This is a genomic window from Pseudomonas sp. P42, assembly GCF_017973755.1.
GTDB classification, from domain to species: Bacteria; Pseudomonadota; Gammaproteobacteria; order Pseudomonadales; family Pseudomonadaceae; genus Aquipseudomonas; species Aquipseudomonas iridis.
Map to the genome: position 1 here is coordinate 387,230 of NZ_JACOPU010000003.1, position 26,597 is coordinate 413,826.

Consider the following 26,597-nt stretch of genomic DNA (forward strand, 5'->3'; position numbering starts at 1 on the left):
CCGCTGCCCATGCGTCGATATCTGCTGTCTTCAGCGCTACTAATCGCCGTCCTGCACCTCAGTGGATGCGCCGCTTACCGCAATTACGACCAGGAAATGCAGCAGACCAATGACCAGTTGATGCGGGGCAACTTTCAGGGCGCGCTGGATCTGCTGAACTGGAACAACCCGTGGGAAGACAAGGATCTGCTCTATTACTTCGAAAAAGGCGCGATCCTGAGCTTCGCCAACGTGCTGCCGCAGAGCCAGACCGCTTGGCGCAGCGCCGACCAAAGGGTCTTTCAGCGCGAAGAGGCCGTGCCCTCCGGTGCCAGCAAGCTGCTCAACCGGTTCGCCTATGAGATGGGCACCATGCTGGTCAACGACAAGCTGAGTCGCTACGAAGGCTACGACTACGAAAAGGTCATGCTGACCACGCAGATGGCCCTCAACCAATTGGCCGAGAGTGATTTCGACGGCGCCCGGGCCGACATCAAGAAAACCCACGAACGTGAAGCGCTGATTGCCCGTCAGCGGGAGCGCCAGTACGAAGAGCTCGAAGCGCAGGCCGGTGCTCAAGGCATCAAGGTGCAATACAAGGATCTGCAAGGCTATCCGGTGACTACCCTGGATGCCCCGGCGGTGATCGAATTAAAAAACGGTTACCAGAGCGCTTTCAGTCACTATCTGGCCGGGTTCGCGTATGAAGCGCTGGGCGAACGGGGCCTGGCCGCGCCGGGCTATCGGCAGGCGATCGAATTGCGCCCAGACCTGGCCTTTCTTCGGCAGGCGTTGCGCGATCTCGACAAGTCTCCAGCCAAAGCGGATGAAAGTGATGTCCTGATCGTCGTCCAGAGCGGTCTGGCACCGGCCCGCAGTTCGGTGAGTGTGCCGATCCCGGTACGGCTCAATGAAAACCTGGTGATTGTCGCGCCGATCGCCCTCCCGATCATGGTGCCCGACACCGTCACACCCGCGTTCGACCACATCGTAGTGGATGGTCGTAAACGACCGCTGACCGTCGTCAACAGTGTCACCGACATGGCTTTTCGTACGTTACGCGACGACATGCCGGCGATCATTTCCCGGGCGATGTTTCGCGCGAACATGGCCGCGATATCCCAGGCTCAGGAAAACGAACGCAATCCGGCCAAAGCCTCGCTGGTGGTCACTCAGCACGATCCTTTCGAAGAGGCCGACACCCGAACCTGGCGCACCCTGCCGGACAAGACACTGGTCGCGCGCGTCCGTCTGAAAAAAGGCAATCATCTGTTCAGCGCCCCGAATGTCCCGGGCGCAGCACCGGTCACTTGGCGCATCGACCGCGATCACCAGTTGGTCTATATGCGAGCCCTGAGCGACATAGCCAACCTTATCGGTAACGGCTATGCGCCAGCCAAGTAATGGCACATAACTAACTCGCGCAATTAAAAAGCTATTACATAGCCATCACCGGACGCCTATAATGCCGCGCCCTCGCTATGGCGAAGTGGCATAAAAGCTCCTCTGGTTATGAGGAATTGGCAGGAGGCCAGTGCCACTGTCGATCGGTCCCACCAGCCCGACCCGCACACGAGGCTGTCGTTACTCATGGAAGAAGTACCCCCATGGCATTCCGCGCCCCTACTCTGATCGCCCTCAGCGCCATCACTCTGCTGTCCGGCTGTTCGGCGTTTCGCAACTACGATTCCGAACTGGCACAGACCAACCAGCAACTGGCTTCCGGCAATGTCGACGCCGCGCTGTCCCTGCTGGAAAAGAACAACACCAGCCCCGACAAAGACCTGCTCTATTACTTCGAGAAAGGTGAGCTGCTGCGCGCCAAGGGCGATTTGTCCGGCAGTCAGAATGCCTGGACCAGCGCTGATCAGGTCGTCGGCCAGTGGGAAGATTCGGTCAAGCTCGATACCGGCAAATACCTCGCCCAGTTCGGCAGCTTCGTGGTCAACGACAAGGTCCGCCGCTACGAAGGCTACGACTATGAAAAAGTCATGCTGACCACGCAGATGGCCCTGAACCTGCTGGCGGTCAACGACTTCGACGGCGCTCGCACTGCGATCAAGAAGACCCACGAACGTGAAGCGGTGATCGCCGACCTGCGCGACAAGGAATACCTCAAAAGCGAGGAAGAGGCCGAGAAAGAAGGGATCAAGACTCAGTACAAGGATCTGCAAGGCTACCCGGTCGCCAGCCTCGACGCACCGGAAGTGGTCAGCCTGAAAAACAGCTATCAGAGTGCGTTCAGCCATTATCTGGCCGGTTTCGTTTACGAAGCGCTGGGTGAAAAAGACCTGGCTGCACCGGGCTACCGCAAGGCTGTCGAACTGCGCCCGAACACGCCGCTGCTGGAACAGGCACTGGTCAACCTCGACAAGCCGAGCAAGAGCGATGACAGCGACATCCTGATCGTGGTGCAAAGCGGTCTGGCGCCAGCACGCGATTCGATCCGCGTCCCACTGCCATTGCCGATCTCCAACAACGTGGTAATCACACCGCTGTCGTTCCCGATCATCAAAGCAGACACCTCTACCGCGCCGTTCGCGCAGATCGGTGTCGATGGCCAGCAAGTCAACCTGACTGCGCTCAACAGCACCACCGCCATGTCCCGTCGCGCCCTGCGTGATGACATGCCCGGCATCATCCTGCGTACCACCGTGCGCGCAATCACCAAAGGTGTCGCGCAGAAGCAGATCAACGAAACCAACCCACTGGCCGGTCTGGCAGTAGGTATTTCTTCAGCCGTGCTCGAAGGTGCCGATACCCGTACGTGGCGCACCCTGCCGGACAACACCCAAGTGGTGCGTCTGCGCTTGAAGAAAGGTGAGCACCAAGTCACTCTGCCGAGCGCCGTGGGCGGGTCGGTGGTCAAGGTCACCGTCGATCAGCGTTATCAGGTGATCAGTCTGCGCGCCGTAGGCAATCAGGTGTTCGCTGGCGGTCTCGCCGCCCACGTGATCCCGAGCGCCAGTGCGACCAACGTCGCCAGCCTCAAACAACCTTAAGAACGGAGTCTTTGCATGCGCTTCAAACTCATCGCCGTCGCCGCCCTCGCCTTGCTGGCCAGCGGCTGCGCCACCCCGCCACCTCCAGAGCCGGGCAGCGCCGCGAGCAAAGTCGTGGCCATGGGCCCGCAGAAACACATCGTGGTCGGCGCCATGCGCGTCGCCCGCGAAAACGGCTTCATGACCGTCAACGTGCAGTTGAGCAACACCCTCAACAGCAACAAGATTTTCTACTACCGCTTCGCCTGGCTCGGCGCGGAAGGTTTCCCGGTTGCTGAAGAAGAAGTCTGGAAAAGCCAAATGATGTACGGCGCCCAGACCAGCTTCATTCAAGCGATCGCCCCAACGCCTAAAGCCGTGGACTTCCGTCTGGAAATCAAGACGCCTTAAGCCCGCCACCCTATTCCTGTTTTAGAGAGCACTGACATGTTTGTACGCTTTTCCTGCATCGCCGTTATCGCCCTGCTGGCCTCCGGTTGCGCCAACACCTCGCCGACCCTGGGCAGCAAGAACATCAGCTACGGCGACACCAAGGCTGTTGAAACCGTCACCAACGAATTCGGTTCGACCGACCTGCAGATGATCGCCGAATCGATGACCCGCTCGCTGGCCCAGTCCGGCATTCTGCAGGGTCGTCCGGTGGTTCAGGTCTACGACGTGAAGAACAAGACCAGCGAGTACATCGATACCCGCGAAATCACCACCAGCATCAAGACTCAGCTGATGAAGACCGGCGTTGCCCGCTTTGCCAGCGACAACAACGCGATGCAGAGCCAGGTTGACCAGCTCAAGCTGCAAAACCAGAGCGGTCTGTACAAGAAGAGCACCGTGGCCAAGACCGGCAACATGGTGGCTGCCAAGTACCGCATCGAAGGCTCGATCAGCTCCATCGTCAAGCGCAGCAGCGATTACAAAGACGTCTTCTACAAATTCAGCCTGCAATTGATCGACGTTGAAAGCGGTCTGGCCGAGTGGATGGACGAAAAAGAGATCCGCAAAACCACGGAGCGTTAATCGATGCGCACATGGATTGGCATCATGGCCCTGGCTTGCGCGTTTGGCGCGCAAGCGGCCCCGAAAGTCGCGGTGACGGATCTGGCGTATCAGGAACGTGTGGAGCAATACATCCACATCGTTTCGGCGCAGAGCAATTATCGTGAGGGTTACTACAGTTCCAGTGGTTCTTCGAGCTATAACGAGATCGAAGCCACCACCAGCTACATCGAGCAAACCGAGCTGCGCAAGTTCACCGGCGACATCAAGGGTGAAATCCTGCGTACCGGCATGTTCCAGCTGGTGCAGGGCACGCCGTACACCGCGTCGTCCAAGGGTGACATTTACGACGTGATCAAGCGGATCAAGGCCGGCAACTTCAAAGGTGCCGACTATGTGCTGTTCGGCACTGTGTCCGATATCGACTTCACAGAGGACATGAACGAGCTGGCGCACACCGACAGTTATTCGGCGGTTCTGGGCCTGACGTTGGTGGCGGATTTCAGCCTGATCAACACCAAGACCTTCGAAATCACTTCGGCCTTCACGGCGATGGGTGAAGCGCAGGACACCAAACTGGTGAACGGCCGCGACCTCAAGATCTCGCTGAATCGCCCACGGGTGGTGCGCGAGGTGTCGAAGGCCCTGGGTGAAGACGTGGCCGGGCAACTGAGCCAACAGCTCGGTGGCGGTGGTTACGAGCAGCCGCGCGAAGCGCAGCAGCGCAACAATCTGCCGCGCGATACGGCGCCGGTGATTTTGCGCTGATCCATGGGATGACCTGTGGCGAGAGGATTTACCCCTCGCCGCATGTCAGTGCCAGGCAGAGCAATAAAAAAGGCGACCTCTTGGGGTCGCCTTTTTTGTGTCTTGCGGTTTAGACCGCCGCTTTGCGCAACGTCGCCATGAACGCTGCGGCGCCAATGAACAACCCGGCAAACGTGCGGTTCATGCGCTTTTGCTGCTTGGGCGTGCGCAACAGCCGCAAGACCTTGGACGCCAGACCGGTGTAGCCGGCCATGACAATCAGGTCGACAAACACCATCGTCGCGCCGATCACCAGATACTGGATGAGCAGCGGCGCGTGGGGATTGATGAACTGCGGAAGCACCGCCAGCATGAACACCAGTGCTTTGGGGTTGCTCATGTTGACCAGGAAACCACGGAAGACCAGAACCAACGGCTTGCCAATCGGGCGAATGGCCGCGTCATCGCTCATGTCGCTGGGCAGCGCGCGCCATTGCTTGATCCCCAGGTAGACGAGATAGGCGACGCCGAACCATTTGATTGCATAGAAGGCGGTAGCGGAAGCCGCGAGGATCGCGCCGACACCGGCGCCGACAATCGCGATTTGCAGCGCCAGCCCCAATTGCAACCCCAGCGCGTTCCAGTAACCACGCCAGAAACCGTATTGCAGACCACTGGACATTGATGCGATAGCACCCGCGCCGGGCGTAATACTGATCAACCAGCAGGCGGCAAAGAATGCCAGCCATGTTTCAAGCTCCATCGCACACCTCGACTTTGACTCGTGACAGACGTCTAAGCTAATGCGACTTGGCGCCGCTGACTATCGATTTTTTGTAGGAAAAGGGGACTACAGAAAACCCAAAACAAAGGATCCTGCTTTAAACGCTACTTCTCGAATCCGCTCGAAGGAAACACATCAGTCCCCCGCCAACGTCGCACCGAACGCTGGAAGAACAAGCTGTTTGGCACCTGCACCATCGCGCTACCGGTGCCCAACTCCTCAGCCTCAATCAACGTGGTGTAGAGCAGATTGATCGCCACCACCCGGCCTTTGACCCCAGGCTTGTCGGTGGTGTCGACCAGTTCGACCACATCGCCCAACCGAAACGGGCCAACGGTGAAAATCAGAATCGCGCAGAGCAGGTTCGACAGCACGCTCCACATGGCGAAAAACGCCACCGCCGCCACTGCAACGAAACCCGACAGCGCCGTCCACAACACGGTGGCCGACACGCCGAGGCGTTGCAGAACAAAGATCACTGCACTGCCCATGATCAGCCAGCGCAAGACGCCACGCAGTGGCATCAGCAGTTGCGGCGGAAACGGATAGCGTTCGCCCAGACGGGTCAGACATTTGGCCACGAAGCGCTGGGCCAGGTAACCGGCCAGCAGGATGAGCAGAATCTGCACGCCGAGCCAGATCGGCTCGACCCACATCGCCGGCAGCGGCAGCTTGAACGCGTCCATCAGGACAGCGCCTCCAGCTCCGCCTGCATGCTTTCCAGCGTCTCCAGCGCTTCCATCCACGCCTCTTCCAGCTCGCCTTCACGCACTTTCAATTTCGCTTGCTCGGCCAGCAGATCACGCAATTCGTTCTTGCGTGCCGGCTCGTAGATGTCGCTGTCGCCGAGGCTGGCGTCAACCTTGGCCAGTTTCTCGTGGAGCTTGCCCAATTCGGCTTCGAGCTTGTCAGCCTCGCGCTTGTGCGGCGCCAGTTGCTGACGCAATGCAGCCGCAGCCTGACGCTGGGCTTTCTTGTCAGTCTTGTCCGGGTTCACCGGGGTGTTACTGACCGGCGCATTGCGCTGACGGTATTCCACCAGCCAACGGGCATAGTCTTCGAGATCGCCATCGAACTCTTCAACCTTGCCATCGGCCACCAGGTAGAAGTTGTCGGTGGTGCTCTTGAGCAAGTGCCGATCGTGAGACACCACCAGCACCGCGCCGCTGAATTCCTGCAGCGCCATGGTCAGCGCCAGGCGCATTTCCAGGTCGAGGTGGTTGGTCGGTTCATCGAGCAGCAACAGGTTCGGCCGCTCCCAGGCGATCAGCGCCAGGGCCAGACGCGCCTTCTCGCCACCGGAGAAATTCAGCACAGGCTCATCGAGCCGCGCACCACGGAAGTCGAAACCGCCGAGGAAGTCGCGCAACGCCTGCTCACGCTCAGTGGGCGCCAGACGCTGCAAGTGCAGCAACGGGCTGGCCTTGGCATCCAGCGAGTCGAGTTGATGCTGGGCGAAGTAACCGACCACGGTGTTCTCGCCACGGGTCAGGCGCCCGGACAGCGGTTCGAGCTCGCCGGCGAGGTTCTTGATCAGTGTCGATTTACCCGCGCCGTTAGGGCCGAGCAGACCGATCCGCGCGCCGGGGGTCAGTTGCAACTTGACCTTCTCCAGCACGGCTCGGTCGCCGTAGCCCAGGTTCGCATCGGACAGATCGATCAGCGTGCTGGAGATCTTGGTCGACTCGCGGAACACGAAGTCGAACGGCGAATCAACGTGGGCCGCCGACAGCTCTTCCATGCGTTCCAGTGCCTTGATACGGCTTTGTGCCTGACGGGCCTTGGTCGCTTGTGCCTTGAAGCGGGCGATGTAGCTTTCCATGTGCGCACGCTGCGCCTGCTGTTTCTCGTAGGCCTGTTGCTGCTGGGCCAGACGTTCGGCACGGGCACGTTCGAACGCGGTGTAGCCGCCGCGATACAGGGTGATCTTGCGCTGATCGACATGGGCCACATGATCGACGACTTCGTCGAGGAAATCGCGGTCGTGAGAAATCAGCAGCAAGGTGCCGGCGTAACTTTTCAGCCAGTCCTCGAGCCAGATGATGGCGTCGAGGTCCAGGTGGTTGGTCGGTTCGTCGAGCAGCAACAGATCCGACGGGCACATCAATGCCTGCGCCAGATTCAGACGCATCCGCCAGCCACCGGAGAAATCTCCGACCTGTCGATCCATCTGTTCGTTGGTGAAGCCCAGACCGGCCAGCAACTTGCGGGCGCGGGCGTCGGCGGTGTAGCCGTCGGCGCTGTCGAGTTCGACATGCAGACGCGCCAGGGCAACGCCGTCGTGCGCCTCTTCGGCCACGGCGAGGTCACGTTGCACCTCGCGTAGACGCAGGTCGCCATCGAGCACATAGTCGACTGCCAGGCGCTCGAGCGTGTCGACCTCCTGACGCATGTGCGCGATCCGCCAGTCGGCCGGCAGCAGGCAATCGCCCGAGTCCGGGTGCAATTCGCCACGCAGCAAGGCAAACAGGCTGGATTTGCCGGCGCCGTTGGCACCGATGAGGCCAGCTTTGTGGCCGGCGTGCAGGGTCAGCTCGGCGTCTTCTAGCAGACGTTGCGGGCCACGCTGTAAAGTCAGGTTCTGAAGTCGGATCATAATGGCGGCGGAGTCTACCAGCTTCGCTCACAACTAGCGCGAGTAGCACGATGTCCTCTGACCTGTGGAGCTTTTCCCTTGCCACCTACGCCCGTCCGGGCGTGGAAGACGCTTGTCTGCAACTGCAAACGGCGGGGGTCAATGTGTGCCTGTTGCTGTGCGGTTTGTGGCTTGAGCAACGCGGCGCGAGCTGTGATGAACAGCGTGCGGGACAGCTTCAGGCGCTGACCGGGCCTTGGGATATCGGGGTTGTGCAGCCGCTGCGAACCCTGCGCATGCAATGGAAAGCGCTGGCTTTGGATGATGGAGTGTTGAAGGGCATGCGCGAACAAGTCAAAGCGCTGGAGCTGGAAGCCGAGCGTACGTTGCTGTCGCGGCTGGAGGGCATTGCTCAGGTGTGGGGGCGCAGCGGAGCTGGGTCAATCGGCTGGCTGGAGGCCCTGGCTGGCTCGGCGGCCAACCTGAACCGCGACGCGCTGCAAGTGCTGCGCGTCGCGGCAATCAGCACTTAGGAAGCGCTGGTCGGGTTGCTGCTGGTGCTCGACGCAGCGGCTGGCGATGGCGCAGTCGAAGTGGTCGAGGCAGTGGCGGCGGCAGGTGCAGCTGGCGTAGCCGGTGTGGCTGGCTTGGCAGCTGGAGCAATCGCCGGTTTGGCGGCGGCTGGCTTGGCAGCCACTGGTTTTTTTGCGGCAGGTTTTGCGGCCGGCTTGGCAGCAGTTTTAGCAGCGGCAGTTGCCGGCTTAGTGGCGGTAGCTGGTTTCGCGGCTGGCTTGGCTGCCGGTTTGGCGGCGGCTTTCACTGCTGGTTTAGCAGCTGGCTTGGCGGCCGGTTTCGCGGCAACTTTAGCCGCTGGTTTTGCTGCTGGTTTAGCAGCAACAGGTTTGGCGGCAGACTTGGCTGCAGGTTTTGCTGCGGCAGTTCTAGCGGCAGGTTTTACGGCAGTCCGGGCAGCCGGTTTTGCCGCTGCGGTTTTCGCTGGAGCAGCTTTGGTCGCGGCTGGTTTGGCAGCAGCAGTTCTGCGCGCGGCCGGTTTCGCTGCGGTGGTTTTAGCCGCCGGTTTCGCCGCGGTCGTCGAAGCTGGTTTTTTCGCCGCAGGTTTTGCAGCGGTTTTTGCCGCAGTTTTTACCGGGGCTTTTGCAGCCGGTTTTGCGGCAGCGGTTTTAGCCGGGGCTTTGGCAACAGCGGGTTTGAGTGCGGCTTTCTTCGCCGGTGCCGATGCAGGCTTGGCCGCACGGGAAGTCAACACCTTGCCCACGGCTTCTTGCACACGGCCCACACCCTGGGCCAGTTTCAGGCTTTCCTGGGCATCGCGCTTGAGTTGCAGAATGTAGCTGCGGGTATCGGACTGGCGATCCTTCAAGGCATCAAGCAGCTCTTCCAGTTCTTTGACTGCGCCTTTGGCTTTGGTCTGCGCCTTGGCTTTGCCGGCGGCAGCTGCGTCCTGCAATTTGGTGCGGGATTTGTGCAGTTTTTCTTGCGCCTTGCCGCGTTGCTTTTCGAGTTTGGCGAGCAGTTTTTCAGCATCAGCCAAGGCTTGCGAGCAAGCGTTTTCCAAATGCTCGAGCAAGCTGCCCGAGAGTTGTTGGAGTAAGTGCAACGGAGTATTTACAGGCTTCTTGGTGGCCGACATGGTTTACCTCCTGGCTGACGTGAGTGCGGCTCATACTAGACCTCTGCTGCTACCGCCGCTAGGTCATCTTGACAGTATCAATAGCCTTGGGTTGCACCGAGGTGAAAATGTTCTGCCCGCAGTCAAAAGCAGTTCACCGTTGCAGACGTTCGCGCTGGCATAATCCACCGCATCTCAGGACGGAGAGTGCCCATGTCGCGCTACCTTTTTTTATCCCTCTGCATGGTTTTTTCCAGCGCCCACGCCGACGAAAAAACCACCGCGAACGACGCTCATGATCTTGCCTACAGTCTGGGTGCCAGCCTCGGTGAACGGTTGCGCCAAGAAGTCCCGCAACTGCAGATTCAGGCACTGATTGATGGCTTGCAGCAGGCTTATCAAGGCAAGCCGCTGGCCCTGAGCGAAGCGCGGATCGAACAGATTCTGGCCGATCACGAATCGCAAAATGCCGAACACAACGCGCAGCCTTCGAGCGATGCCGCGATGGAAAACGAACAACGGTTCCTCACTGCGGAAAAAGCCAAACCGGGAGTAAAGGAACTGGCTGACGGCATCCTGCTTACCGAGCTTGCACCTGGCACGGGCACCAAGGCCGGACCCGATGGAAAAGTGCAGGTGCTGTATATCGGTCGCTTGCCGGACGGCACCGTGTTCGATCAGAACAGTCAGCCGCAATGGTTCAACCTCGACAGTGTGATTGCCGGTTGGCGCACTGCACTGCAAAACATGCCGGTGGGGGCAAAATGGCGACTGGTGATTCCATCGGATCAGGCTTATGGCGCCGATGGCGCCGGGGACTTGATCGCGCCCTTCACACCGCTGATATTTGAAGTCGAATTGCGCGGCGCGACGAGTTGATCAGGGATAAAAAAACGGTGCGCTTGAGGCGCACCGTTTTTTTATTGAGCGAAGCCGATCAGGCCTGAACTGAATCTTCTTCCTTATGCGCCGTATGCAGCACTTCAATCAGGCAATCTTCCAGTTCGAAGCGCTCGTGAAGCAGGCCGCCGAGCTCTTTGAATTTCTCGACAACGCACTTGCCTTCATCGCAAAGGTCGTTGAACGCGAGTAGCTTTTCGGTGATCACATCGATGCGCGGGTAGATCGTCTCGGCGAGTTCCAGACCGCGCTTGTCGTTGAACGCCTTGGCTTCGCCCGTCAGCTGTTCATAAATTTCGAAGTGCCCCGCCGATACGTAATCAACCAGCACGCCGCAGAATTCCTGCAAGGGCTTGCGGCTCTCGGACAGCGTCTGAGGCTCCGCGCCAAGATTATCGTAGGCATCGATCAGCTCCTTGCGCTCCTGGAGCCAGCGGTCGATCAGCAGATGAACTCCACCCCAACGTTCCTGAGCATTCTGACAACTTTCGAGCATGGCGATCTCTCTTCCCTTGTGGGTCATGCTGCTCTACACCCGTGTCCCGCTTTAGGTTTTAGCATGGGGGACAGTCGGGCAGAGTGTCATCGAGCAACATAAATCCAATGACACGTGCGGGCCAGATTATGCCCGCACGCCTATGGCTTCAAGGTACGCAGGAGATAATGTTCATACAAGTGTTTAATCCCGCAGCAGCTCCCGGTGCGACGCTTCGTCGCTGAGCGGCCGTTGCAGAGCACTCCAGACCAATCGCAATAATTGATATACAGCAAGAATTGACACCGCGACAAAGAACAACAGGCTCCACTCCGGGATCGTCAGGTCAAACAACGTCCAGGAGATTTCCGCGCAGTCATTGCCGCCTTTAAACAGTTTTTGCAAGGCGCAGATCCACGACATGGCGCTGAACAGCGCCTCGGAGCTCGGCGCACACTGGATCGATTGCAGCACCGGATCACTTTGGATCAATACCTGCCGCCAGGCCGCCGTGGTGCCACCCAGACTCGCGCCCAGCGCAGACAACCAGTAAAGCCACAGGCCGACACGCTTGGGGCCATGCACCGCCGCCAGACCACAGCAAACACACAGCAACGTGAGGAACAGCCGCTGCACCAGGCACAAGCTGCACGGCGTCAGACCCACCGCGTATTCGAGATAATAGGAAGCTCCCAGAGCAAAGGCACTCGCAGTGAAAGCCATGAAGAACAAGGAGCGTGAGCAGGCCAACGACATGGCTTTTCCGTAACAGTAGAGACAGATGGTTACGGTAGAGGAAAGCGTGTCAGCCTTTCAAGGCAAGGCCCTGCCGACAGTTCACCAGAGGTGTAGGGAAAACCCGACAGCTTCGAGAGGATTCGACGTAGCCCGTTGTAGGACTTTGCCCTAAAGGCTGACTGAAGGTAAATTTTCGCTCTGCAAAGGTGTGCGAGGGAGTTACCTCCCTCGCCACTTCAGACGCGAGCCAGGGCCGGCAGTGGCGCGGCCAGCAGGCGCTCATCCAGCAGACCGAGGCCTTCCTGGAACAGCTGATTGCTTCGCTCGGTATCGCCAAGCTGTGCGAGCAAACGCGCCAGTTCCGCACAGGCTTCCGGATTGCGCTGCACACGCAGGCTGCTTTCCAGATAATCCCGGGCCTTGCCCCACAGACTCGATTGCAGGCACAGACGGCCCAGGGTCAGCAGCAGGCTCGGATCGTTCGGGTGATCCTTGAGCCAACCTTCGGCAGTTTGCAACTGACGCGCCGGATCACTCCCGCGCACCAGACCATAAAGACGCGCCAGATGACTGTCATACTTGCGCTTGAGGGCCGTGCGCAGCACTTCTTCCGCCTCGACCTGAGCGCCCAGCTGACGCAGCTGTTCGGCATAAGCCAGCACCAGTGGCGGCTCCTGGCGTTGCGCCGAGGTCAGCTGTTGCCAGGCGCGAGTCAGCGACTGCAAACCAACCGAGCCGTCCTCTTCGCGCTGCGCGGCCAGCGACAGGTTTTCACCCCAGGCGCGACGCTCGAGCTCAGCCAGTTCGGCGGGCGGCAAAACTTTATCCTTGCGCAGCTCCGGCAGCAGACGAATCACCGCCGACCATTCGCCGCGCTGCTGGTACAAGCGCTGCAACTGACGCAGCGTCTGCACGTTATGAGGATGACGCTCGTGCATCGCCTGCAATGTCACCAATGCGCCGTCGGTGTCGCCACGGTCGGTCTGCAACTGTGCGTGGCTCAAGGCAATTGCCAGCTCTGCCTGAGGCTGGCGCTCCAGCGCACGCTCAAGCAGACGATCGGATTCCTCGTAATTGCCCTGCTCGTTCGCCGCACGGGCAGCGCCGAGGTAGTACAGCAGCGGTTGGCGCTCGGCTTCAGCGGCCCGATACAAATGACGCTGGGCACTGGCCCAACGACCTTCGGCCAGATCCAGCTGGCCGTGCTCGATCGCCACTTGCACCCGACGGCTGCGGTTGCGCCGCGACCATGGATTGACCACGCCGCTGGACGCCATCACCAATTCGATCAGAGCCTTGATGCCCCACACCAGCAGCCACAACACTGCGATCAACGCCAAAGTCGCCCACAGGCTCGACTCGTAACGGAACGATTTGTAAGCGACCAACACGTAACCGGAATGCTCGGCAATCGCCAGGCCCAGCGCCGCAGTCGCTGCGATCACCAGAAACACGATCACATAGAGGCGCTTCATGGCGTGGCCTCCTGCACGGTGTCGGCGGCAGGCTTGGCAAACGGTTTCACCGATTCTTCGGCGTTGACGTTACGCCGCTCGAGATAGCCTTGCACCGCACTCAGGGTGCCGGTCAGATCCGGCGTCTTGACCGCGACCGGTTCCTTGCTCAGCTCACCGACCTGTTCCAGCATCACTTTGCTTTGTGGATTGTCCGGGTTGAAGTTGCCTTTGAGCACGTCGCGCGCCTCGGCCAGTGCCTGGGTGTAAACCGCGGCCTGACCATTGAGGGCTGCCCATTGCGCCTGCTCCAGCGCAAGGCTCAGGGCCAGACGCACCTGGCTCAGACTCTGTCCGGCCAACAGTGGCTTCACATTCTTGTCTGCATTGAAATCGATACGGATGAAGTGCGAAATCTGATCCCACCACTGCGCCCAGCGACTGGCGCCGTCACCCTCGGCGGTCAAGCCGAGCAGCGACTCGCCACGATCCTTGTATTCCGGCGCCAGTTCGGTGAGGTCGATGACCTGATCACGCAGGGCCCCCAACCGCAGGAACAAACCCGTGCGATCCGGTTGCTCGGTGCTGCGCAGCGCAACCAGGGTTTTGGCCACTTGCTCGCGGGCGGCAAAGGAGCCGGGATCATTCTGTTCGCGGAGGATTTCGTCAGCACCCTGCACCAGTGCCTGGGCGCTGCTGATGTCCTGCAACGCGGAAAGGCGCAGGCTGGCCAGACGCAGCAAGTGCTCGGCCTCGGCCAGACGCCAGTCCTTGCGGCTGGCGCCGAGGACGGTTTCCAGACGTTGATTGAGGCGCTGCTGGTCACCCTGAAGCTGCGCCACCAGACGCTGGCGTTCGGCGAGCTCTTCGGCCCCCGGCAGCTGCGCGAGACGTTCGGTCAGACGCTGCTCGTTGAGCTTCAGGGTCTGCGCCTGATCATTCAACGCCTGCACCTGACCCGATTGTTGCTGAGTGTTGGTTTGCAGGTGTCGCACCTGCCAGACTCCCCAGCCACCAATCGCGACCCCGGCTGCACCGAGCAACAGGGCGACGATGGCCAGGCCATTGCCTCGGCGCGGCGCTTGGGCCGGCGGTGGAGTTTCAACTTGTGCATCAATCACAGGTTGGACGTCATCTTTTGGCAAGGCTGTTTCGCTCACGTATCCATCCTTTGCATTAGAAAACGGGTACGGGATGCTCCCGCAACGCCGTCAGCAAAGCCGCGGCACTCGCGCCGCGGCAATCCACAACTGTTTGAGCCCCGGCGGCACGTGCCAGCTCGGCGACTCTTGGGCTTGGAACAAACAACGGCAACCGCGCAATCGACGGCCAGGTATCGCCGGCCATTTGGCGCAGGTGCTCGAAACCCTGTCCACTGCTGACCACCAGCCCGTTCAAGCGTTCCGCTGCGATCCGCTGCGGCAGTACTTGCGCTGCATAGGCCGGCAGCTCGCGTCGATACAATTCCAGATACTCGACACTAGCACCAAGCTCACGCAGGCGCTCGGCAAGCAGTTCACGGCCGCCCTCGCCGCGCAGGATCAACACCTGCGAATTCGGCTGGGCGACGGCTTCACGCAGACGCGGCAATTGCAGCAACGCTTCGCTGTCATCGCCGTCAGCCGGACAATGAACGTCGAAGCCGCGCTCCTGAAGAATCTGCGCCGTTGCCGCACCGACACTGAACCACGGCATCGCCAACGACTGCGCCCCTTGGGCATCGAGCAGTTCAAGCGCAATCCGCGCCGCTGGCTTGCTCACCACAATCACTGCGCTGCAATCGGGCAATCGCGCCATCGCCAGACGTATGTTCTCAGAGACCGGCAGCGGGGCAATTTCCAAAAGCGGCAGACAACTACCGAAAATCCCCTGCCCGGCCAACGTCTCTGCAAGCGCCGCACAATCATCCGCAGGGCGCGTCAACAGCAGGCGCCAGCCAGTCACTCGTGACCTGCCTCGCCGTAGACTGATTTAAGAATCTCTTCGGCACCTTGGGCGAGCAGATCTTCAGCGACTCTCACACCCAATGCTTCGGCATCAGCGCGAGGGGCCCGCGCTTCGGCGCTGATCAAGCGGCCGCCACTCGGCTCGCCCACCAGGCCACGCAACCACAATTGCTCGCCTTCAAGCACGGCGTAGCAGGCGATCGGCACCTGGCAGCCGCCATTCAAATGTTTGTTGAGGGCACGTTCAGCGGTAACCCGCGAAGTGGTATCAGCGTGATGCAGCGGTTCCAGCAAGGCGTGGATTTCGCTGTCTGCGCTACGGCACTCGATACCGACCGCGCCCTGGCCACCGGCGGGCAGGCTGTCATCGACACTGATTGCCGAGGTGATGCGATCCTCGAAACCGAGGCGGATCAAACCGGCGGCCGCGAGGATGATCGCGTCGTACTCACCCGCATCCAGCTTGGCCAGGCGAGTGTTGACGTTGCCGCGCAGGAAACGAATTTCAAGGTCAGGACGGCGGGTCAGCAGCTGTGCCTGACGGCGCAGGCTCGACGTGCCGACGATGCTGCCGGCAGGCAGCGCCTCAAGGCTTGGATAGGTATTGGAAACAAAGGCATCACGCGGGTCTTCGCGCTCACAGATGCAGAACAGACCGAGGCCTTCGGGGAAGTCCATCGGTACATCTTTCATCGAATGGACGGCGATGTCGGCTTCGTTTTCCAGCAGCGCGGTTTCCAGTTCCTTGACGAACAGGCCCTTGCCGCCGATTTTCGACAGCGGCGAATCGAGCAGCTTGTCGCCGCGACTGACCATGGGCACCAGTGTCACCCGCAAACCGGGATGGGCCGCTTCCAGACGGGCTTTGACGTATTCGGCCTGCCAGAGGGCCAGCGCACTTTTACGGGTGGCGATGCGGATTTCGCGAGAGGACATGGATCAATCCGTACTGAATAGATACGGCGGATAATAACAGCTCAGCCAAATCCACTTTGACTTGAATCAGAAACGGCGCGGCCTCCCTGGCCTGCAATGCCCGCTAACGAGAAATAAACGCCCGAAAAGGCCGGGTTAAAGACCCTGCATCATCTTGCGCACACCCGCCACATGCCGGCGACTGACAATCAGCGCGTCGCCATTGAGGCCTTTGAGAAATAGCTGGAAATGCCCCAGCGGCGTGCGTTGCAGACGCTCGATGCGGTCGCGGGCGACCAGCGCGTTGCGGTGGATGCGCACGAAGCGCTCGCCAAATTCGTCTTCGAGGGCTTTGAGCGGCTCGTCCAGCAGCACTTCGCCGCCTTCGTGGCGCAAGGTCACGTATTTGTGGTCGGCAATGAAATAGACCACCTGATCCAGCGGGATCAGTTCGATGCCTTTACGGGTACGGGCGCTGATGTGACTGCGCGGGCCGGTGCCACTTTCGGCAGCGGGACGGGTCAGGGCCGAGAGTTGCGCCCGATTGGGACGTTCAGCCCGTTTCAGGGCGTCATGCAGGTGTTCGGTTCGCACGGGTTTCACCACATAGCCCACGGCGCTGGCCTGCAGGGCTTCCACGGCAAATTCATCGGGACTGGTGAAAAACACCACGGCGGGCGGTGTTTCTCGCTCGCACAGACGGGCAGCAACCTGCAGGCCATCGAGGCCCGGCATGCGGATATCGAGCAGTACGATATCCGGCTTGTGGCTGTCGATCAGTGCCAACGCCTCTTCGCCATTCGTGGCGCTGGGCTCCAGGACTGTATAACCCTCGAGCTCGCTCACCATACGGCTGAGGCGCTCGCGAGCCAGTGGTTCGTCATCAACGATCAGGACATTCATATTGCGCTGGATTCCTGCGTGAGTCTCGCACAAGGATAGCGTAGACAGGTGAAGTGACGTCCGTCACCGCGATCCACGCTAAGACTAGCCCGAGCGCCAAAAAGTGCCGTACGTCGGCCAGCAATATTTGCCAGTGTCCGGGTCGTACTGCTCAAAGCCCGCTGTTTCCTGCGTTTCTCGCGGGGTTTGTCGAAGGACAAGACACCCACCTCCACTTCTTATAGTCGGCGGCCAGACCTTTGCGCGATCCGCAGTCGCGCCGACCCTTATGTCCTACTGTAGACGCTCGTCGGGCCGATATTGCTCAATCGAAAAATATCGTTGTGCAAATTCCCCGCGCAGCACACCGACTATGCATGACACTTTGCGAAAAAAACGTATCGACTGGTGTCAACGACAGGATTGGCAACCCTGTTATTATCCGCGCCAGCGTTTCACGCCTTTTTTCTTCAAGCCGATACGAGCGAATTCATGAGCACTGACAAGACCAATCAGTCCTGGGGCGGCCGCTTCAGTGAACCCGTCGACGCCTTCGTCGCCCGCTTCACCGCCTCCGTCACTTTCGACCAGCGCCTGTATCGCCACGACATCATGGGCTCGATCGCCCACGCCACCATGCTGGCCAAAGTCGGCGTGCTGACCGATGCCGAGCGCGACACCATCATCGATGGCCTGAACACCATTCAGGGCGAAATTGAGGCCGGCCAGTTCGACTGGCGCATCGACCTCGAAGACGTGCACATGAACATCGAAGCGCGTCTGACCGACCGCATCGGCGTCACCGGCAAGAAACTCCATACCGGCCGTAGCCGCAACGACCAGGTCGCCACCGACATCCGCCTGTGGCTGCGCGACGAGATCGACCTGATCCTGGCCGAAATCACCCGCCTGCAAAAAGGCCTGCTGGAACAAGCCGAGCGCGAGTCCGGCAGCATCATGCCCGGCTTCACTCACTTGCAGACCGCGCAACCCGTAACTTTCGGGCACCACATGCTGGCCTGGTTCGAAATGCTCAGCCGCGATTACGAGCGTTTGGTCGATTGCCGCAAGCGTACCAACCGCATGCCGTTGGGCAGTGCCGCGCTGGCCGGCACCACCTACCCGATTGATCGCGAATACACCGCGCAACTGCTGGGTTTCGATGCCATTGGCGGCAACTCGCTGGACAATGTTTCCGATCGCGATTTCGCCATCGAATTCTGCTCCGCCGCGAGCATAGCGATGATGCATTTGTCGCGTTTCTCCGAAGAGCTGGTGTTGTGGACCAGCGCGCAGTTCCAGTTCATCGATCTGCCGGATCGCTTCTGCACTGGCAGCTCGATCATGCCGCAAAAGAAAAACCCGGATGTGCCGGAGCTGGTACGTGGCAAGACCGGCCGTGTGTTCGGTGCACTGATGGGCCTGCTGACCCTGATGAAAGGCCAGCCACTGGCCTACAACAAGGACAACCAGGAAGACAAGGAACCGCTGTTCGACGCCGCCGACACCCTGCGCGATTCGCTGCGCGCGTTTGCCGACATGATTCCGGCGATCAAGCCCAAGCACGCGATCATGCGTGAAGCGGCCCTTCGTGGCTTCTCCACCGCAACCGACCTGGCTGACTACCTGGTGCGCCGTGGCCTGCCGTTCCGTGATTGCCACGAAATCGTCGGCCACGCTGTGAAGTACGGCGTCGACACTGGCAAGGACCTGGCTGAGATGAGCCTGGAAGAACTGCGTCAGTTCAGCGATCAGATCGAGCAGGACGTGTTTGCTGTGCTGACCCTGGAAGGCTCGGTAAATGCCCGTGACCATATCGGCGGCACTGCGCCAGCGCAGGTCAAGGCAGCCGTTGCCCGCGGCCAGGCCCTGATCGCCAGCCGCTAAAGGTCAAAAGCTTCGCGAGCAGGCTCGCTCCCACATTGGATCTGTGCTGAACACAAAGTCTGTGAACAACACAAATCCCTGTGGGAACGAGCCTGCTCGCAAATGCTGACTTCAGAACAGCACAGAACCTACTTCTTGGCAGCGATCATCGCCAAAAACGCCGGCATCGCCGCATCCTTATCCGCCGCAATCTTCTGCACATGCGGATTCTGCTCAAGCCGCTCCAGCAGCGCCTTCGCCTGCGGCATTTCTGCCAGCAAATCGATCCCGAACAGCTTCTGCCCCACCGCACAGGCCAGCGGCACGCTGTAGAGGAAATACAAATCCGCGATGCTCAGACTGTCGCCCGCCACATACGGGGCGAACTTGCCGTGCCGGCCGAGCGCCGCAAAGCCCAGCAGCAATTCTGATTGGGTCTTTTCCTTGATGGCGTCCGGCAAAGTCATGCCAAAAAACGCTTCACCGTAGCAGGCACGTCCCGGCAGCTCGATGTACAGCTCGATTTCCTTGGCGATTGCCAGCACCTGCGCCCGTTCGAAAGGATCGCTGGGCAGCAGCGGCGTGCCTTTCTGGGTCAGCTCGAGGTATTCAAGGATGATCGCTGTTTCGTTGATGTAACCGCCATCAACGCCCAGCACCGGCACCTTGCCGCGCGGGCTGATAGCCAATGATTCAGCGGTCTGCGCGGGATAAAACGTGACCTCTTCAAACGGCAGGCCTTTTTCCAGCAGCGCCAGTTTGATCATGTTGTAGTAGTTGCTGACAGAGAATCCGTAGAGCTTGAGCATCACATAGCCTCCAGGCCGTGCGGGGTGGGCAGTGCCTGTTTATAGATCGCCCGGACAATTCCCGCCAGCAGCATCACGCCGCTGAATGCGGGTAAACTGGCGCCTTTCCTTGAGGAGCCTGCCATGAGCGAGCCGACAGACATCGACAACGACGAAGAAGAGTTTACCGAGAGCACGCTGATCGAAGCGATCGAGAACCAGATCGAAAGCGACAACCCGCCTGCGGCCAAGGCTACGCTCAACAAGCTGACCCTGGTCGGCGTTGAACGTGAAGAAATCCTCAATCTGATGGCGCATGTGCTGGCCTACGAGATTGACGCGATGCTGGATGAAGATCGCCCATTCGATACCGCATGGTACGAAGCCGCACTGCGTGCGCTGCCTGAATTGCCACCAGAAAAGCAGTAATCGCGCTTTCCCGGTGGGAGCAAGCCTGCTCGCGCGACGAGGCCGTAGCATTCGTATCATGCGGCGCCTGACACGCCGCATTCGCAATGCCGGCTCGCTCCCACACAATTTGTCACCCATCCCTCCGGCCATCTCCCCGGCCCCGACTACACTGGAATTCGCCTCAAGAGGAAATCCCTGATCTGAGCACTGGACATGCCGCACAAGCGGGTTCACCTTAGGGGCGCTGCGTTCCAATTCCTAGAAAGTCTGGAGTCCTTATGTCGCTTACCCCTGAGTTGGTTGCCGAACTGGAAGTCCTTGCACTCTTTCCCCTGGACAGTTCCCAGGAAGGTTTGAAAATTCATCAGACCGCTGCCCCGAAACACATCGCTGCTGCCCAACGCCTCTTTGATAAAGAACTGACCGATCAGCCCGATGGCGGATATCTGACCAGCCTGGGTCGCGATGCCGCGCAGAATGTACAAACCGTACTGACGATCCTGAAAGAGCCGGAAACAGCCTGATTCTTCCTGACTTCGCCCACGGGAACCCCTGTCACGGGATTTCCGCGGGCCCGTCCGGACGTCAACTATCGCCTCGCGATTGAAATCTGACGTCAAAAAACAAAATCAGCTTAAAACTCCCGCCGCGCAAAGGCTAAACTGCCCGTCATTCCGAGACCCTCTACGTCCGAGCCTGCGAGCCGGTTTGAGCTGACATGACGCGCACCCATGAAATCCGCCCCGACCTGGACGAAGGAATCGACCGCAAGGTGCTTAGCCAACTGCGCGCGCGCTTTCTAAAGCTCAATGAAGGCCGCCTCGGCCGCGCTCTGGAAGGGTTGTCGACGCGCCAGCAAGCTGTGCTGACGCTGCTGCCGCTGTTCTTTCACGTCAATCATCCGCTGCTGCCGGGATATGTCTCGGGCAGTACGCCGGCCGGCCTGTCGAATTACGAGCCGGACGCCAATACCCTCGCCGAAGCCCAGCGCCTGACGCGCTCCTTCTCTTACAAGCCGCGCCACGGCAGCAATCCGCCGCGACCGATTCATGGCCTGTTTCTGATGGGCAGTCTCGGCACCCTGGCCCAGGCCGATCAAAGCGACATGGACGTATGGGTGTGTCACGCGCCGGATCTGAGCGAAAACGAGCTCGCTGAACTGGGCAAGAAATGCCAGCTCCTGGAAACCTGGGCCGCGAGTCAGGGCGCCGAGGCGCATTTCTTTCTGATCGACCCGGTGCGTTTCGTCAAAGGTGAGCGCGACACCCAGCTCAGCTCCGAAAACTGTGGCAGCACCCAGCACTACCTGCTGCTCGACGAGTTTTATCGCACCGCGATCTGGCTGGGCGGACGCACGCCGATCTGGTGGCTGGTGCCGGTATACGAAGAAACGGCCTACGACCTTTACACCCACACGCTGCTGTCCAAGCGCTTCATCCGCGCCGACGAAACCCTCGACCTTGGGCATTTGGCGACGATTCCACCGGGAGAGTTCATCGGCGCGGGGCTGTGGCAGTTGTTCAAGGGCATTGAGTCACCTTACAAATCGGTGCTCAAACTGCTGCTGACCGAGGTGTATGCCAGCGAACACCCGCAGGTGCAGTGCCTGAGCCTTCGCTTCAAAAAAGCCGTGTTCGCCAATCAACTCGATCTGGATGAACTGGACCCTTACATGGTCGTGTATCGGCGCATCGAGGAATACCTCATCGCCCGCAACGAACCGGAACGTCTTGAGCTGGTGCGACGTGCGCTCTACCTCAAGGTCAATCGCAAGCTCACGGGCAATAGCCGCACGCAGAGCTGGCAACGTTCACTACTGGAACGACTGGCCAACGAATGGCACTGGGATCAGCGGCAACTTGCCCTACTCGATAGCCGCAGCCAGTGGAAAGTCCGGCAGGTCAGCGCAGAGCGCCGCGCGCTGGTCAACGAGCTCAATTACAGCTATCGCTTCCTGACCCAGTTCGCCCGCACCGAGCAGACCGTCAGCCTGATCAACAAGCGCGATCTCAACGTGCTGGGACGCAGGTTGTACGCGGCATTCGAGCGCAAGGCCGACAAGGTCGAGTTCATCAATCCCGGCATCGCTCCGGATCTGGCCGAAGACACCCTGACCCTGGTGCAATCACGCAACAAGAAGGAGGCGGGACAAAGCCAGTGGGGCCTGTACAACGGCAGCCTCACGGCGCTTGAGTGGGAACATTTCGCCCCGATCAAACGCAGCCGCGAACTGCTGGAACTGTTGACCTGGTGCCACCGCAACGGCGTGATCGACAGCAGCACCCGTCTGGCCTTGCACCCCGGCAACAGCGACCTGAGCGAGTTCGAACTGTTCAACCTGCTTGGCAGCCTGCAACAGTGCATCGCCCTGCCCTTGCCCACTGTTGCCGAAGAGCCGCTGCTGCGCGCCGCCGTACCGAGCGAAGTACTGATGCTGGTGAACGTCGGCGTCGATCCGCTCAAGCATCACCGTGACCTCAACATCCTCATGACCACCGAGCGCACCGATTCACTGAGCTATGCCGGCGTGCGCGAGAACCTCGTGCTGACCCTCGATCAGGTCACGCTCAACAGCTGGAACGAAGTGCTGGTCAACCGTTTCGACGGACCTCACGCCCTGCTCGACTGCTTGCGCGATTATCTCAACAACCTGCCTCGCGGGCCATTGCAGCCATCGCTGAAGGTGCGCTGCTTCTGCCATAACCGTGCCCAGTTCATCGCCCGACGCGTGGAAGAAATCGTCGACACCGCGCAGAATTTGCTACTCAGCGAATTGAATCACCGCTACCTGATTCAGGTGCAACAGCACTATCACGTGCTGGAACTGGTGCCCGGACAAGTCAACCATATCGCGCTCGCCTCCCTGCCGGCGCTGCTCGACTACCTCGGTGAGGAGCAGGCGCGCTACAGCCCGCTGCACCTTGATCCGATGGCACTGGAAGATAACGACCTTGCGCTGATCCTGCCAATGGGCCAGCCGGAATGCATTCAGGTGTTCTACAGGATCACCGAGCAGCACGCCGAAGTCTGCGTTCTGGACGAGTTCAATGCGCTGTGGCAGCAGTACTTGCCGTATCACGACGAGCAAAGCCTGCTGGCACCGCTGCAACGTTTCCTGCAATCGATCCAGTATCGGCGTGAGGCGCTGCTGCCGATGGAGGCCGCCCCCTCGACCAGCCTCGACATTTTGTATTACCAGCTATTGCCTTCGGGCCCGGGACGGGCGCGGCGCGTCGAAGCGCGGCCAATGCCGCAGACGCCAGCCAACAAACCGTTCTACGACGTGCAGGCGATCATCGGCAAAGCCGCACCAGGGCAAGTGCAGGTCACGCTGTATTGCAATCAACGGGAGTTCAGCGAGCTGGAACATGGCGACCAGCTGTTCAGCGTGGTCGCCCGGGAGATCGTCGAGCAGCGTCGTGAGACCGAACGCTATCGTTGCTACATCACCGACCTGGACCTGTCCGGGCTGCTCGGTGACGGGCAAAGCTCAAGCAATCTGTATCTACGCTACAAGGCCGACCTGGAGCGCGCCCTGAACGAGGCACTCGAACAGGTCTGAGTGAATTTACTCGGGGAACGCGCCACCGTTGGCCGGTTGCGATTCGACTTCAAGCAGGGTCAATTTCAGGGTCTTGCCGCCCGGTGCCGGCCAGTCGATGTGCTGTCCGACCTTCAGGCCCAGCAGCGCGCTGCCGACCGGTGCGAGAATCGAAATCTTGCCTTCATCGGCATTGGCATCCTTGGGATAGACCAGCGTCAGATGGTAATCCTTGCCACTGCCTTCTTCGCGGCAGTGCACGCGGGAATTCATCGTCACGACATCGGCAGGCACTTCATCGTGGCTGACCAGCGTATCGGCGCGATCCAGTTCGGTTTGCAACGCAATCACGCCCGGCAGCGTGTCATCCAGGCTGTCGATCAGGCGCTCCAGACGTTGAACGTCCAGACGGGTAAGAGTGATGGAAGGTGCGGTCATGATCCGGGCAGACTCCTTTCTTCTGCGCAAAAAAAGCAAAAAACCCCGCCAAAAAAGGCGGGGTTTTCACCAGGCCTCGATGGGTTGAGGCGTTTCCGGACACTATCACAGCTCAAAAAATATACAAGTCATGCCCAGCGACACGCGTCCCCTGTAGGAGCTGCCGCAGGCTGCGATCTGTGCTTTTGAAGATCAAGATCAAAAGATCGCAGCCTTCGGCAACTCCTACAGGGACGCAGTCCTGCGATGGGCAGCCTGGGTGACAATCACTCGCCGCCGCTCATCATCCGCCGAGCGCCACTCACGAATGTCTTCAACATGCCGGAAACAGCCGAGGCAGACTTTTTGTTCGTCCAGCCGGCACACGCCGCTGCACGGCGAAGGCACCGCCGGGCTGATATTGCTGTAGAGCGGCTTGGGCGGACGGACGGGAGCGGTATCAGTCACGAATCACAGGCCTTCGAAATCGAATTCGGCGCCAGCCTGCTGCTTGACGATGCGTTCAAGCATCTCGCCCAGCTGCTCTTCGCTCTTGTCACACATCCAGCGCTCGCTTTCTTCGTCGTAATCGAAGTGGAAACCACCCGAGACGGCCGCCAGCCACAGCTGACGCAGCGGCTCCTGACGGCTGAAGATCAGCTGCGAGCCGTTTTCGAACTTGACGGTCAGCACACCGGCCGAACTTTCCAGATCGATATCCAGATCGCTCTCGTCAAAGATGTCTTCCAGTTTTTCCTGGGTGTCATCGACCAGATCGTGGAAACGGGCTTCGGACAAACTCATTGTGGCAACCTCAAAAAATGTCTGATCAGGCTCAAGCGCCGCAAGATACGGACGCTTCTGGCCGATTGCAAAGGATAACGACCAAGTGCCTTACTGCCCCTTCAACACAGCACCTGTGGGAGCGAGCCTGCTCGCGAAAGCGCTGTGTCAGCCAAAGAGCCTGTTGAACTTGCCGACCCCTTCGCGAGCAGGCTTGCTTGCACAGGGAATGATGCGCTTCTCGGGAGCCCCGCCAGACGGGAGGCCCGTCGCATAGGCAAGCTGCCGGGTGGTCGGTATACTCCGGCGCAATTAACGTATTTTCAAGGATTTCGCCATGAAGCGCCTGATCTCTTCCCTTGCTGCGCTCGTCGCGGTTGCCTGCCTCGTTTCGGCCTGTGGTCAAAAAGGCCCGCTGTACCTGCCGGATGACGATCAGGACCCGGCCGAGCAAGCCCAGTCTTCGCAAAAGCAGCCTGCTTCCAAAGCACACAAGCACGACGTTTACTAAGGGATCGCCATGGACGCTTTTAACTACCGTGGCGGGGAGCTGTTCGCGGAAGGTGTGGCGCTGTCCGCCATCGCCGACCGCTTTGGCACGCCCACTTATGTCTACTCGCGCGCGCACATCGAAGCCCAGTATCTGGCCTACGCCGATGCGCTGGCCGGCATGCCGCACCTGGTTTGCTACGCCGTCAAAGCCAACTCCAACCTCGGCGTCCTGAATGTCCTGGCCCGTCTCGGCGCCGGTTTCGACATCGTCTCCCGTGGCGAGCTGGAACGCGTACTGGCCGCTGGCGGCAGCGCCGACAAGATCGTGTTCTCCGGCGTCGGCAAGACCCGTGACGACATGCGCCGTGCGCTGGAAGTCGGTGTGCACTGCTTCAACGTCGAATCCACCGACGAGCTGGAACGCCTGCAAGTTGTCGCTGCCGAACTGGGTGTTCGCGCACCGGTTTCGCTGCGTGTGAACCCGGACGTCGATGCTGGCACCCACCCGTACATTTCCACCGGTCTCAAAGAAAACAAGTTCGGCATCGCCATCGCCGACGCCGAAGACGTGTATGTACGGGCCGCGCACCTGCCGAACCTGGAAGTGATTGGTGTCGACTGCCACATCGGTTCGCAACTGACCACGCTGCCACCGTTCCTTGATGCGCTCGACCGCTTGCTGGATCTGGTCGATCGTCTTGGCGATTGCGGCATTCACCTGCGCCACATCGATCTCGGTGGTGGCCTGGGCGTGCGTTATCGCGACGAAGAGCCGCCATTGGCTGCCGACTACATCAAAACCGTGCGCGAACGTCTGGACGGTCGTGATCTGGGACTGGTGTTCGAGCCGGGCCGTTTCATTGTCGCCAACGCCGGCGTGCTGCTGACTCAGGTCGAGTACCTCAAGCACACCGAGCATAAAGATTTCGCCATCGTCGACGCGGCGATGAACGACCTGATTCGCCCGGCGCTCTATCAGGCGTGGATGGACGTCACGGCGGTCAAGCCGCGCGACACCGCCGCGCGTCAATACGACGTCGTCGGCCCGATCTGCGAAACCGGCGACTTCCTCGCCAAGGATCGCGAGCTGGCCCTGGCCGAAGGCGACCTGCTGGCGGTGCATTCGGCCGGCGCGTACGGTTTCGTCATGAGCTCCAACTACAACACTCGCGGCCGTGCGGCCGAAGTGCTGGTGGACGGTGATCAAGTATTTGAAGTGCGTCGCCGCGAAACCGTGGCCGAGCTGTTTGCCGGCGAAAGCCTGCTGCCGGAGTAACCC

The 26,597-nt window shown here is 60.1% G+C and carries 28 protein-coding genes and 1 pseudogene; 13 read left to right on the top strand and 16 right to left on the bottom strand.

Annotation, left to right across the window (positions count from 1 at the left end):
- The first annotated feature begins 9 nt into the window (after positions 1–9).
- From H8B20_RS11155 to H8B20_RS11175, 5 genes are all read left to right on the top strand, one after another.
- Positions 10–1,383 carry a COG3014 family protein gene (locus H8B20_RS11155; RefSeq protein WP_115146611.1) on the top strand — a complete coding sequence of 458 codons (1,374 nt, stop codon included), beginning with the start codon at positions 10–12 and terminating at the stop codon, positions 1,381–1,383.
- 203 nt (positions 1,384–1,586) lie between these two features.
- The gene (locus tag H8B20_RS11160; protein ID WP_210623158.1) at positions 1,587–2,981 is read left to right on the top strand and encodes a COG3014 family protein; all 1,395 of its coding nucleotides are present in this window, start codon (positions 1,587–1,589) and stop codon (positions 2,979–2,981) included.
- Between the two features lie 15 nt (positions 2,982–2,996).
- Positions 2,997–3,371, top strand: a complete 375-nt coding sequence (locus H8B20_RS11165; RefSeq protein WP_042561692.1) for a YcfL family putative periplasmic lipoprotein — start codon at positions 2,997–2,999, stop codon at positions 3,369–3,371.
- Positions 3,372–3,407: 36 nt separating this feature from the next.
- The gene (gene lpoB, locus H8B20_RS11170; RefSeq protein ID WP_007911129.1) at positions 3,408–3,995 is read left to right on the top strand and encodes a penicillin-binding protein activator LpoB; all 588 of its coding nucleotides are present in this window, start codon (positions 3,408–3,410) and stop codon (positions 3,993–3,995) included.
- Positions 3,996–3,998: 3 nt separating this feature from the next.
- On the top strand, positions 3,999–4,742 hold the full coding sequence (locus H8B20_RS11175; RefSeq protein ID WP_210623159.1) for a penicillin-binding protein activator LpoB: 744 nt from the start codon (positions 3,999–4,001) through the stop codon (positions 4,740–4,742).
- A gap of 109 nt (positions 4,743–4,851) precedes the next feature.
- Here the strand turns inward: H8B20_RS11175 and H8B20_RS11180 are convergent, their stop codons facing one another.
- The 3 genes from H8B20_RS11180 to H8B20_RS11190 form a co-directional block, all read right to left on the bottom strand.
- A complete protein-coding gene (locus tag H8B20_RS11180) occupies positions 4,852–5,484 on the bottom strand; it encodes a LysE family transporter (protein WP_042561694.1) in 633 nt (210 codons plus the stop codon).
- Between the two features lie 125 nt (positions 5,485–5,609).
- Positions 5,610–6,191 (bottom strand): mechanosensitive ion channel family protein, encoded by a 582-nt coding sequence (locus H8B20_RS11185; RefSeq protein WP_042561695.1) that lies wholly within the window; start codon positions 6,189–6,191, stop codon positions 5,610–5,612.
- Positions 6,191–8,101 (bottom strand): ATP-binding cassette domain-containing protein, encoded by a 1,911-nt coding sequence (locus H8B20_RS11190; protein ID WP_042561696.1) that lies wholly within the window; start codon positions 8,099–8,101, stop codon positions 6,191–6,193. Before H8B20_RS11190 ends, H8B20_RS11185 begins: the two co-directional genes overlap by 1 nt.
- Positions 8,102–8,151: 50 nt before the next feature.
- On the opposite strand from H8B20_RS11190, the gene H8B20_RS11195 reads away from it, so the two are divergent.
- Positions 8,152–8,613 carry a TIGR02444 family protein gene (locus H8B20_RS11195; protein ID WP_210623160.1) on the top strand — a complete coding sequence of 154 codons (462 nt, stop codon included), beginning with the start codon at positions 8,152–8,154 and terminating at the stop codon, positions 8,611–8,613.
- Here the strand turns inward: H8B20_RS11195 and H8B20_RS11200 are convergent.
- Entirely contained in the window at positions 8,610–9,731 is a 1,122-nt protein-coding gene (locus H8B20_RS11200) for an AlgP family protein (RefSeq protein ID WP_210623161.1), read from the bottom strand. The genes H8B20_RS11195 and H8B20_RS11200 overlap by 4 nt on opposite strands.
- 192 nt (positions 9,732–9,923) lie before the next feature.
- On the opposite strand from H8B20_RS11200, the gene H8B20_RS11205 reads away from it, so the two are divergent.
- On the top strand, positions 9,924–10,589 hold the full coding sequence (locus tag H8B20_RS11205; protein WP_210623162.1) for an FKBP-type peptidyl-prolyl cis-trans isomerase: 666 nt from the start codon (positions 9,924–9,926) through the stop codon (positions 10,587–10,589).
- A gap of 58 nt (positions 10,590–10,647) precedes the next feature.
- On the opposite strand, the gene H8B20_RS11210 is transcribed toward H8B20_RS11205, so the two are convergent.
- From H8B20_RS11210 to H8B20_RS28280, 8 genes and pseudogenes are all read right to left on the bottom strand, one after another.
- On the bottom strand, positions 10,648–11,106 hold the full coding sequence (locus H8B20_RS11210) for an Rsd/AlgQ family anti-sigma factor (protein ID WP_042561701.1): 459 nt from the start codon (positions 11,104–11,106) through the stop codon (positions 10,648–10,650).
- 183 nt (positions 11,107–11,289) lie between these two features.
- Positions 11,290–11,841, bottom strand: coding sequence for a disulfide bond formation protein B (locus H8B20_RS11215; RefSeq protein WP_042561702.1), 552 nt, complete (start codon positions 11,839–11,841; stop codon positions 11,290–11,292).
- A 218-nt stretch (positions 11,842–12,059) separates the two neighbouring features.
- On the bottom strand, positions 12,060–13,298 hold the full coding sequence (locus H8B20_RS11220; RefSeq protein WP_210623163.1) for a heme biosynthesis protein HemY: 1,239 nt from the start codon (positions 13,296–13,298) through the stop codon (positions 12,060–12,062).
- On the bottom strand, positions 13,295–14,437 hold the full coding sequence (locus tag H8B20_RS11225; protein WP_210623164.1) for a uroporphyrinogen-III C-methyltransferase: 1,143 nt from the start codon (positions 14,435–14,437) through the stop codon (positions 13,295–13,297). Before H8B20_RS11225 ends, H8B20_RS11220 begins: the two co-directional genes overlap by 4 nt.
- 16 nt (positions 14,438–14,453) lie before the next feature.
- Positions 14,454–15,221, bottom strand: a complete 768-nt coding sequence (locus H8B20_RS11230) for a uroporphyrinogen-III synthase (protein ID WP_210623165.1) — start codon at positions 15,219–15,221, stop codon at positions 14,454–14,456.
- Positions 15,218–16,159 (bottom strand): hydroxymethylbilane synthase, encoded by a 942-nt coding sequence (hemC, locus tag H8B20_RS11235; protein WP_210623166.1) that lies wholly within the window; start codon positions 16,157–16,159, stop codon positions 15,218–15,220. Before hemC ends, H8B20_RS11230 begins: the two co-directional genes overlap by 4 nt.
- Positions 16,160–16,294: 135 nt before the next feature.
- Positions 16,295–17,041 (bottom strand): LytR/AlgR family response regulator transcription factor, encoded by a 747-nt coding sequence (locus H8B20_RS11240; protein ID WP_042561707.1) that lies wholly within the window; start codon positions 17,039–17,041, stop codon positions 16,295–16,297.
- A pseudogene (locus H8B20_RS28280) lies at positions 17,038–17,178 on the bottom strand (sensor histidine kinase); the annotation flags it as partial. The gene H8B20_RS11240 and the pseudogene H8B20_RS28280, both read right to left, overlap by 4 nt.
- Positions 17,179–17,512: 334 nt before the next feature.
- Here H8B20_RS28280 and argH point away from each other — a divergent pair.
- Positions 17,513–18,907 carry an argininosuccinate lyase gene (gene argH / locus H8B20_RS11250; RefSeq protein ID WP_210623167.1) on the top strand — a complete coding sequence of 465 codons (1,395 nt, stop codon included), beginning with the start codon at positions 17,513–17,515 and terminating at the stop codon, positions 18,905–18,907.
- Positions 18,908–19,035: 128 nt separating this feature from the next.
- Here argH and H8B20_RS11255 read toward each other — a convergent pair whose 3' ends face one another.
- The gene (locus tag H8B20_RS11255) at positions 19,036–19,695 is read right to left on the bottom strand and encodes a glutathione S-transferase family protein (protein WP_047304116.1); all 660 of its coding nucleotides are present in this window, start codon (positions 19,693–19,695) and stop codon (positions 19,036–19,038) included.
- A gap of 123 nt (positions 19,696–19,818) precedes the next feature.
- On the opposite strand from H8B20_RS11255, the gene H8B20_RS11260 reads away from it, so the two are divergent.
- From H8B20_RS11260 to H8B20_RS11270, 3 genes are all read left to right on the top strand, one after another.
- Positions 19,819–20,103 carry a hypothetical protein gene (locus H8B20_RS11260; RefSeq protein ID WP_042561710.1) on the top strand — a complete coding sequence of 95 codons (285 nt, stop codon included), beginning with the start codon at positions 19,819–19,821 and terminating at the stop codon, positions 20,101–20,103.
- A gap of 260 nt (positions 20,104–20,363) precedes the next feature.
- Positions 20,364–20,609 carry a TIGR02647 family protein gene (locus tag H8B20_RS11265; protein ID WP_042561711.1) on the top strand — a complete coding sequence of 82 codons (246 nt, stop codon included), beginning with the start codon at positions 20,364–20,366 and terminating at the stop codon, positions 20,607–20,609.
- Positions 20,610–20,803: 194 nt separating this feature from the next.
- Positions 20,804–23,647, top strand: coding sequence for a class I adenylate cyclase (locus tag H8B20_RS11270; RefSeq protein WP_210623168.1), 2,844 nt, complete (start codon positions 20,804–20,806; stop codon positions 23,645–23,647).
- A gap of 6 nt (positions 23,648–23,653) precedes the next feature.
- Here the strand turns inward: H8B20_RS11270 and rnk are convergent, their stop codons facing one another.
- The 3 genes from rnk to cyaY all read right to left on the bottom strand — a co-directional run bounded on the left by rnk (position 23,654) and on the right by cyaY (position 24,847).
- Positions 23,654–24,064 carry a nucleoside diphosphate kinase regulator gene (gene rnk / locus H8B20_RS11275; RefSeq protein ID WP_042561713.1) on the bottom strand — a complete coding sequence of 137 codons (411 nt, stop codon included), beginning with the start codon at positions 24,062–24,064 and terminating at the stop codon, positions 23,654–23,656.
- Between the two features lie 225 nt (positions 24,065–24,289).
- On the bottom strand, positions 24,290–24,511 hold the full coding sequence (locus H8B20_RS11280) for a DUF1289 domain-containing protein (protein WP_080896076.1): 222 nt from the start codon (positions 24,509–24,511) through the stop codon (positions 24,290–24,292).
- 3 nt (positions 24,512–24,514) lie between these two features.
- Complete coding sequence (gene cyaY / locus H8B20_RS11285) at positions 24,515–24,847, bottom strand: iron donor protein CyaY (protein WP_042561714.1); 333 nt, start codon at positions 24,845–24,847, stop codon at positions 24,515–24,517.
- Positions 24,848–25,163: 316 nt separating this feature from the next.
- Between cyaY and lptM the strand changes: the two genes are divergently transcribed.
- Both lptM and lysA read left to right on the top strand, forming a co-directional pair.
- Complete coding sequence (gene lptM, locus H8B20_RS11290) at positions 25,164–25,337, top strand: LPS translocon maturation chaperone LptM (protein ID WP_042561715.1); 174 nt, start codon at positions 25,164–25,166, stop codon at positions 25,335–25,337.
- A 9-nt stretch (positions 25,338–25,346) separates the two neighbouring features.
- Positions 25,347–26,594, top strand: coding sequence for a diaminopimelate decarboxylase (gene lysA, locus H8B20_RS11295; protein WP_210623169.1), 1,248 nt, complete (start codon positions 25,347–25,349; stop codon positions 26,592–26,594).
- Positions 26,595–26,597 lie beyond the last annotated feature (3 nt).

Bases quoted from the DNA above. Each gene is read 5' to 3' on its own strand.
- H8B20_RS11255 (WP_047304116.1), bottom strand. From the start codon at position 19,695: ATGCTCAAGCTCTACGGATTCTCTGTCAGCAACTACTACAACATGATC.
- H8B20_RS11195 (WP_210623160.1), top strand. From the start codon at position 8,152: ATGTCCTCTGACCTGTGGAGCTTTTCCCTTGCCACCTACGCCCGTCCG.
- H8B20_RS11180 (WP_042561694.1), bottom strand. From the start codon at position 5,484: ATGGAGCTTGAAACATGGCTGGCATTCTTTGCCGCCTGCTGGTTGATC.
- H8B20_RS11215 (WP_042561702.1), bottom strand. From the start codon at position 11,841: ATGTCGTTGGCCTGCTCACGCTCCTTGTTCTTCATGGCTTTCACTGCG.
- H8B20_RS11155 (WP_115146611.1), top strand. From the start codon at position 10: ATGCGTCGATATCTGCTGTCTTCAGCGCTACTAATCGCCGTCCTGCAC.
- argH (WP_210623167.1), top strand. From the start codon at position 17,513: ATGAGCACTGACAAGACCAATCAGTCCTGGGGCGGCCGCTTCAGTGAA.
- H8B20_RS11190 (WP_042561696.1), bottom strand. From the start codon at position 8,101: ATGATCCGACTTCAGAACCTGACTTTACAGCGTGGCCCGCAACGTCTG.
- cyaY (WP_042561714.1), bottom strand. From the start codon at position 24,847: ATGAGTTTGTCCGAAGCCCGTTTCCACGATCTGGTCGATGACACCCAG.
- lysA (WP_210623169.1), top strand. From the start codon at position 25,347: ATGGACGCTTTTAACTACCGTGGCGGGGAGCTGTTCGCGGAAGGTGTG.
- H8B20_RS11200 (WP_210623161.1), bottom strand. From the start codon at position 9,731: ATGTCGGCCACCAAGAAGCCTGTAAATACTCCGTTGCACTTACTCCAA.
- lptM (WP_042561715.1), top strand. From the start codon at position 25,164: ATGAAGCGCCTGATCTCTTCCCTTGCTGCGCTCGTCGCGGTTGCCTGC.
- H8B20_RS11220 (WP_210623163.1), bottom strand. From the start codon at position 13,298: ATGAAGCGCCTCTATGTGATCGTGTTTCTGGTGATCGCAGCGACTGCG.
- H8B20_RS11185 (WP_042561695.1), bottom strand. From the start codon at position 6,191: ATGGACGCGTTCAAGCTGCCGCTGCCGGCGATGTGGGTCGAGCCGATC.
- H8B20_RS11205 (WP_210623162.1), top strand. From the start codon at position 9,924: ATGTCGCGCTACCTTTTTTTATCCCTCTGCATGGTTTTTTCCAGCGCC.
- H8B20_RS11260 (WP_042561710.1), top strand. From the start codon at position 19,819: ATGAGCGAGCCGACAGACATCGACAACGACGAAGAAGAGTTTACCGAG.
- H8B20_RS11270 (WP_210623168.1), top strand. From the start codon at position 20,804: ATGACGCGCACCCATGAAATCCGCCCCGACCTGGACGAAGGAATCGAC.
- H8B20_RS11265 (WP_042561711.1), top strand. From the start codon at position 20,364: ATGTCGCTTACCCCTGAGTTGGTTGCCGAACTGGAAGTCCTTGCACTC.
- hemC (WP_210623166.1), bottom strand. From the start codon at position 16,159: ATGTCCTCTCGCGAAATCCGCATCGCCACCCGTAAAAGTGCGCTGGCC.
- H8B20_RS11210 (WP_042561701.1), bottom strand. From the start codon at position 11,106: ATGCTCGAAAGTTGTCAGAATGCTCAGGAACGTTGGGGTGGAGTTCAT.
- lpoB (WP_007911129.1), top strand. From the start codon at position 3,408: ATGTTTGTACGCTTTTCCTGCATCGCCGTTATCGCCCTGCTGGCCTCC.
- H8B20_RS11160 (WP_210623158.1), top strand. From the start codon at position 1,587: ATGGCATTCCGCGCCCCTACTCTGATCGCCCTCAGCGCCATCACTCTG.
- H8B20_RS11165 (WP_042561692.1), top strand. From the start codon at position 2,997: ATGCGCTTCAAACTCATCGCCGTCGCCGCCCTCGCCTTGCTGGCCAGC.
- H8B20_RS11240 (WP_042561707.1), bottom strand. From the start codon at position 17,041: ATGAATGTCCTGATCGTTGATGACGAACCACTGGCTCGCGAGCGCCTC.
- H8B20_RS11175 (WP_210623159.1), top strand. From the start codon at position 3,999: ATGCGCACATGGATTGGCATCATGGCCCTGGCTTGCGCGTTTGGCGCG.
- rnk (WP_042561713.1), bottom strand. From the start codon at position 24,064: ATGACCGCACCTTCCATCACTCTTACCCGTCTGGACGTTCAACGTCTG.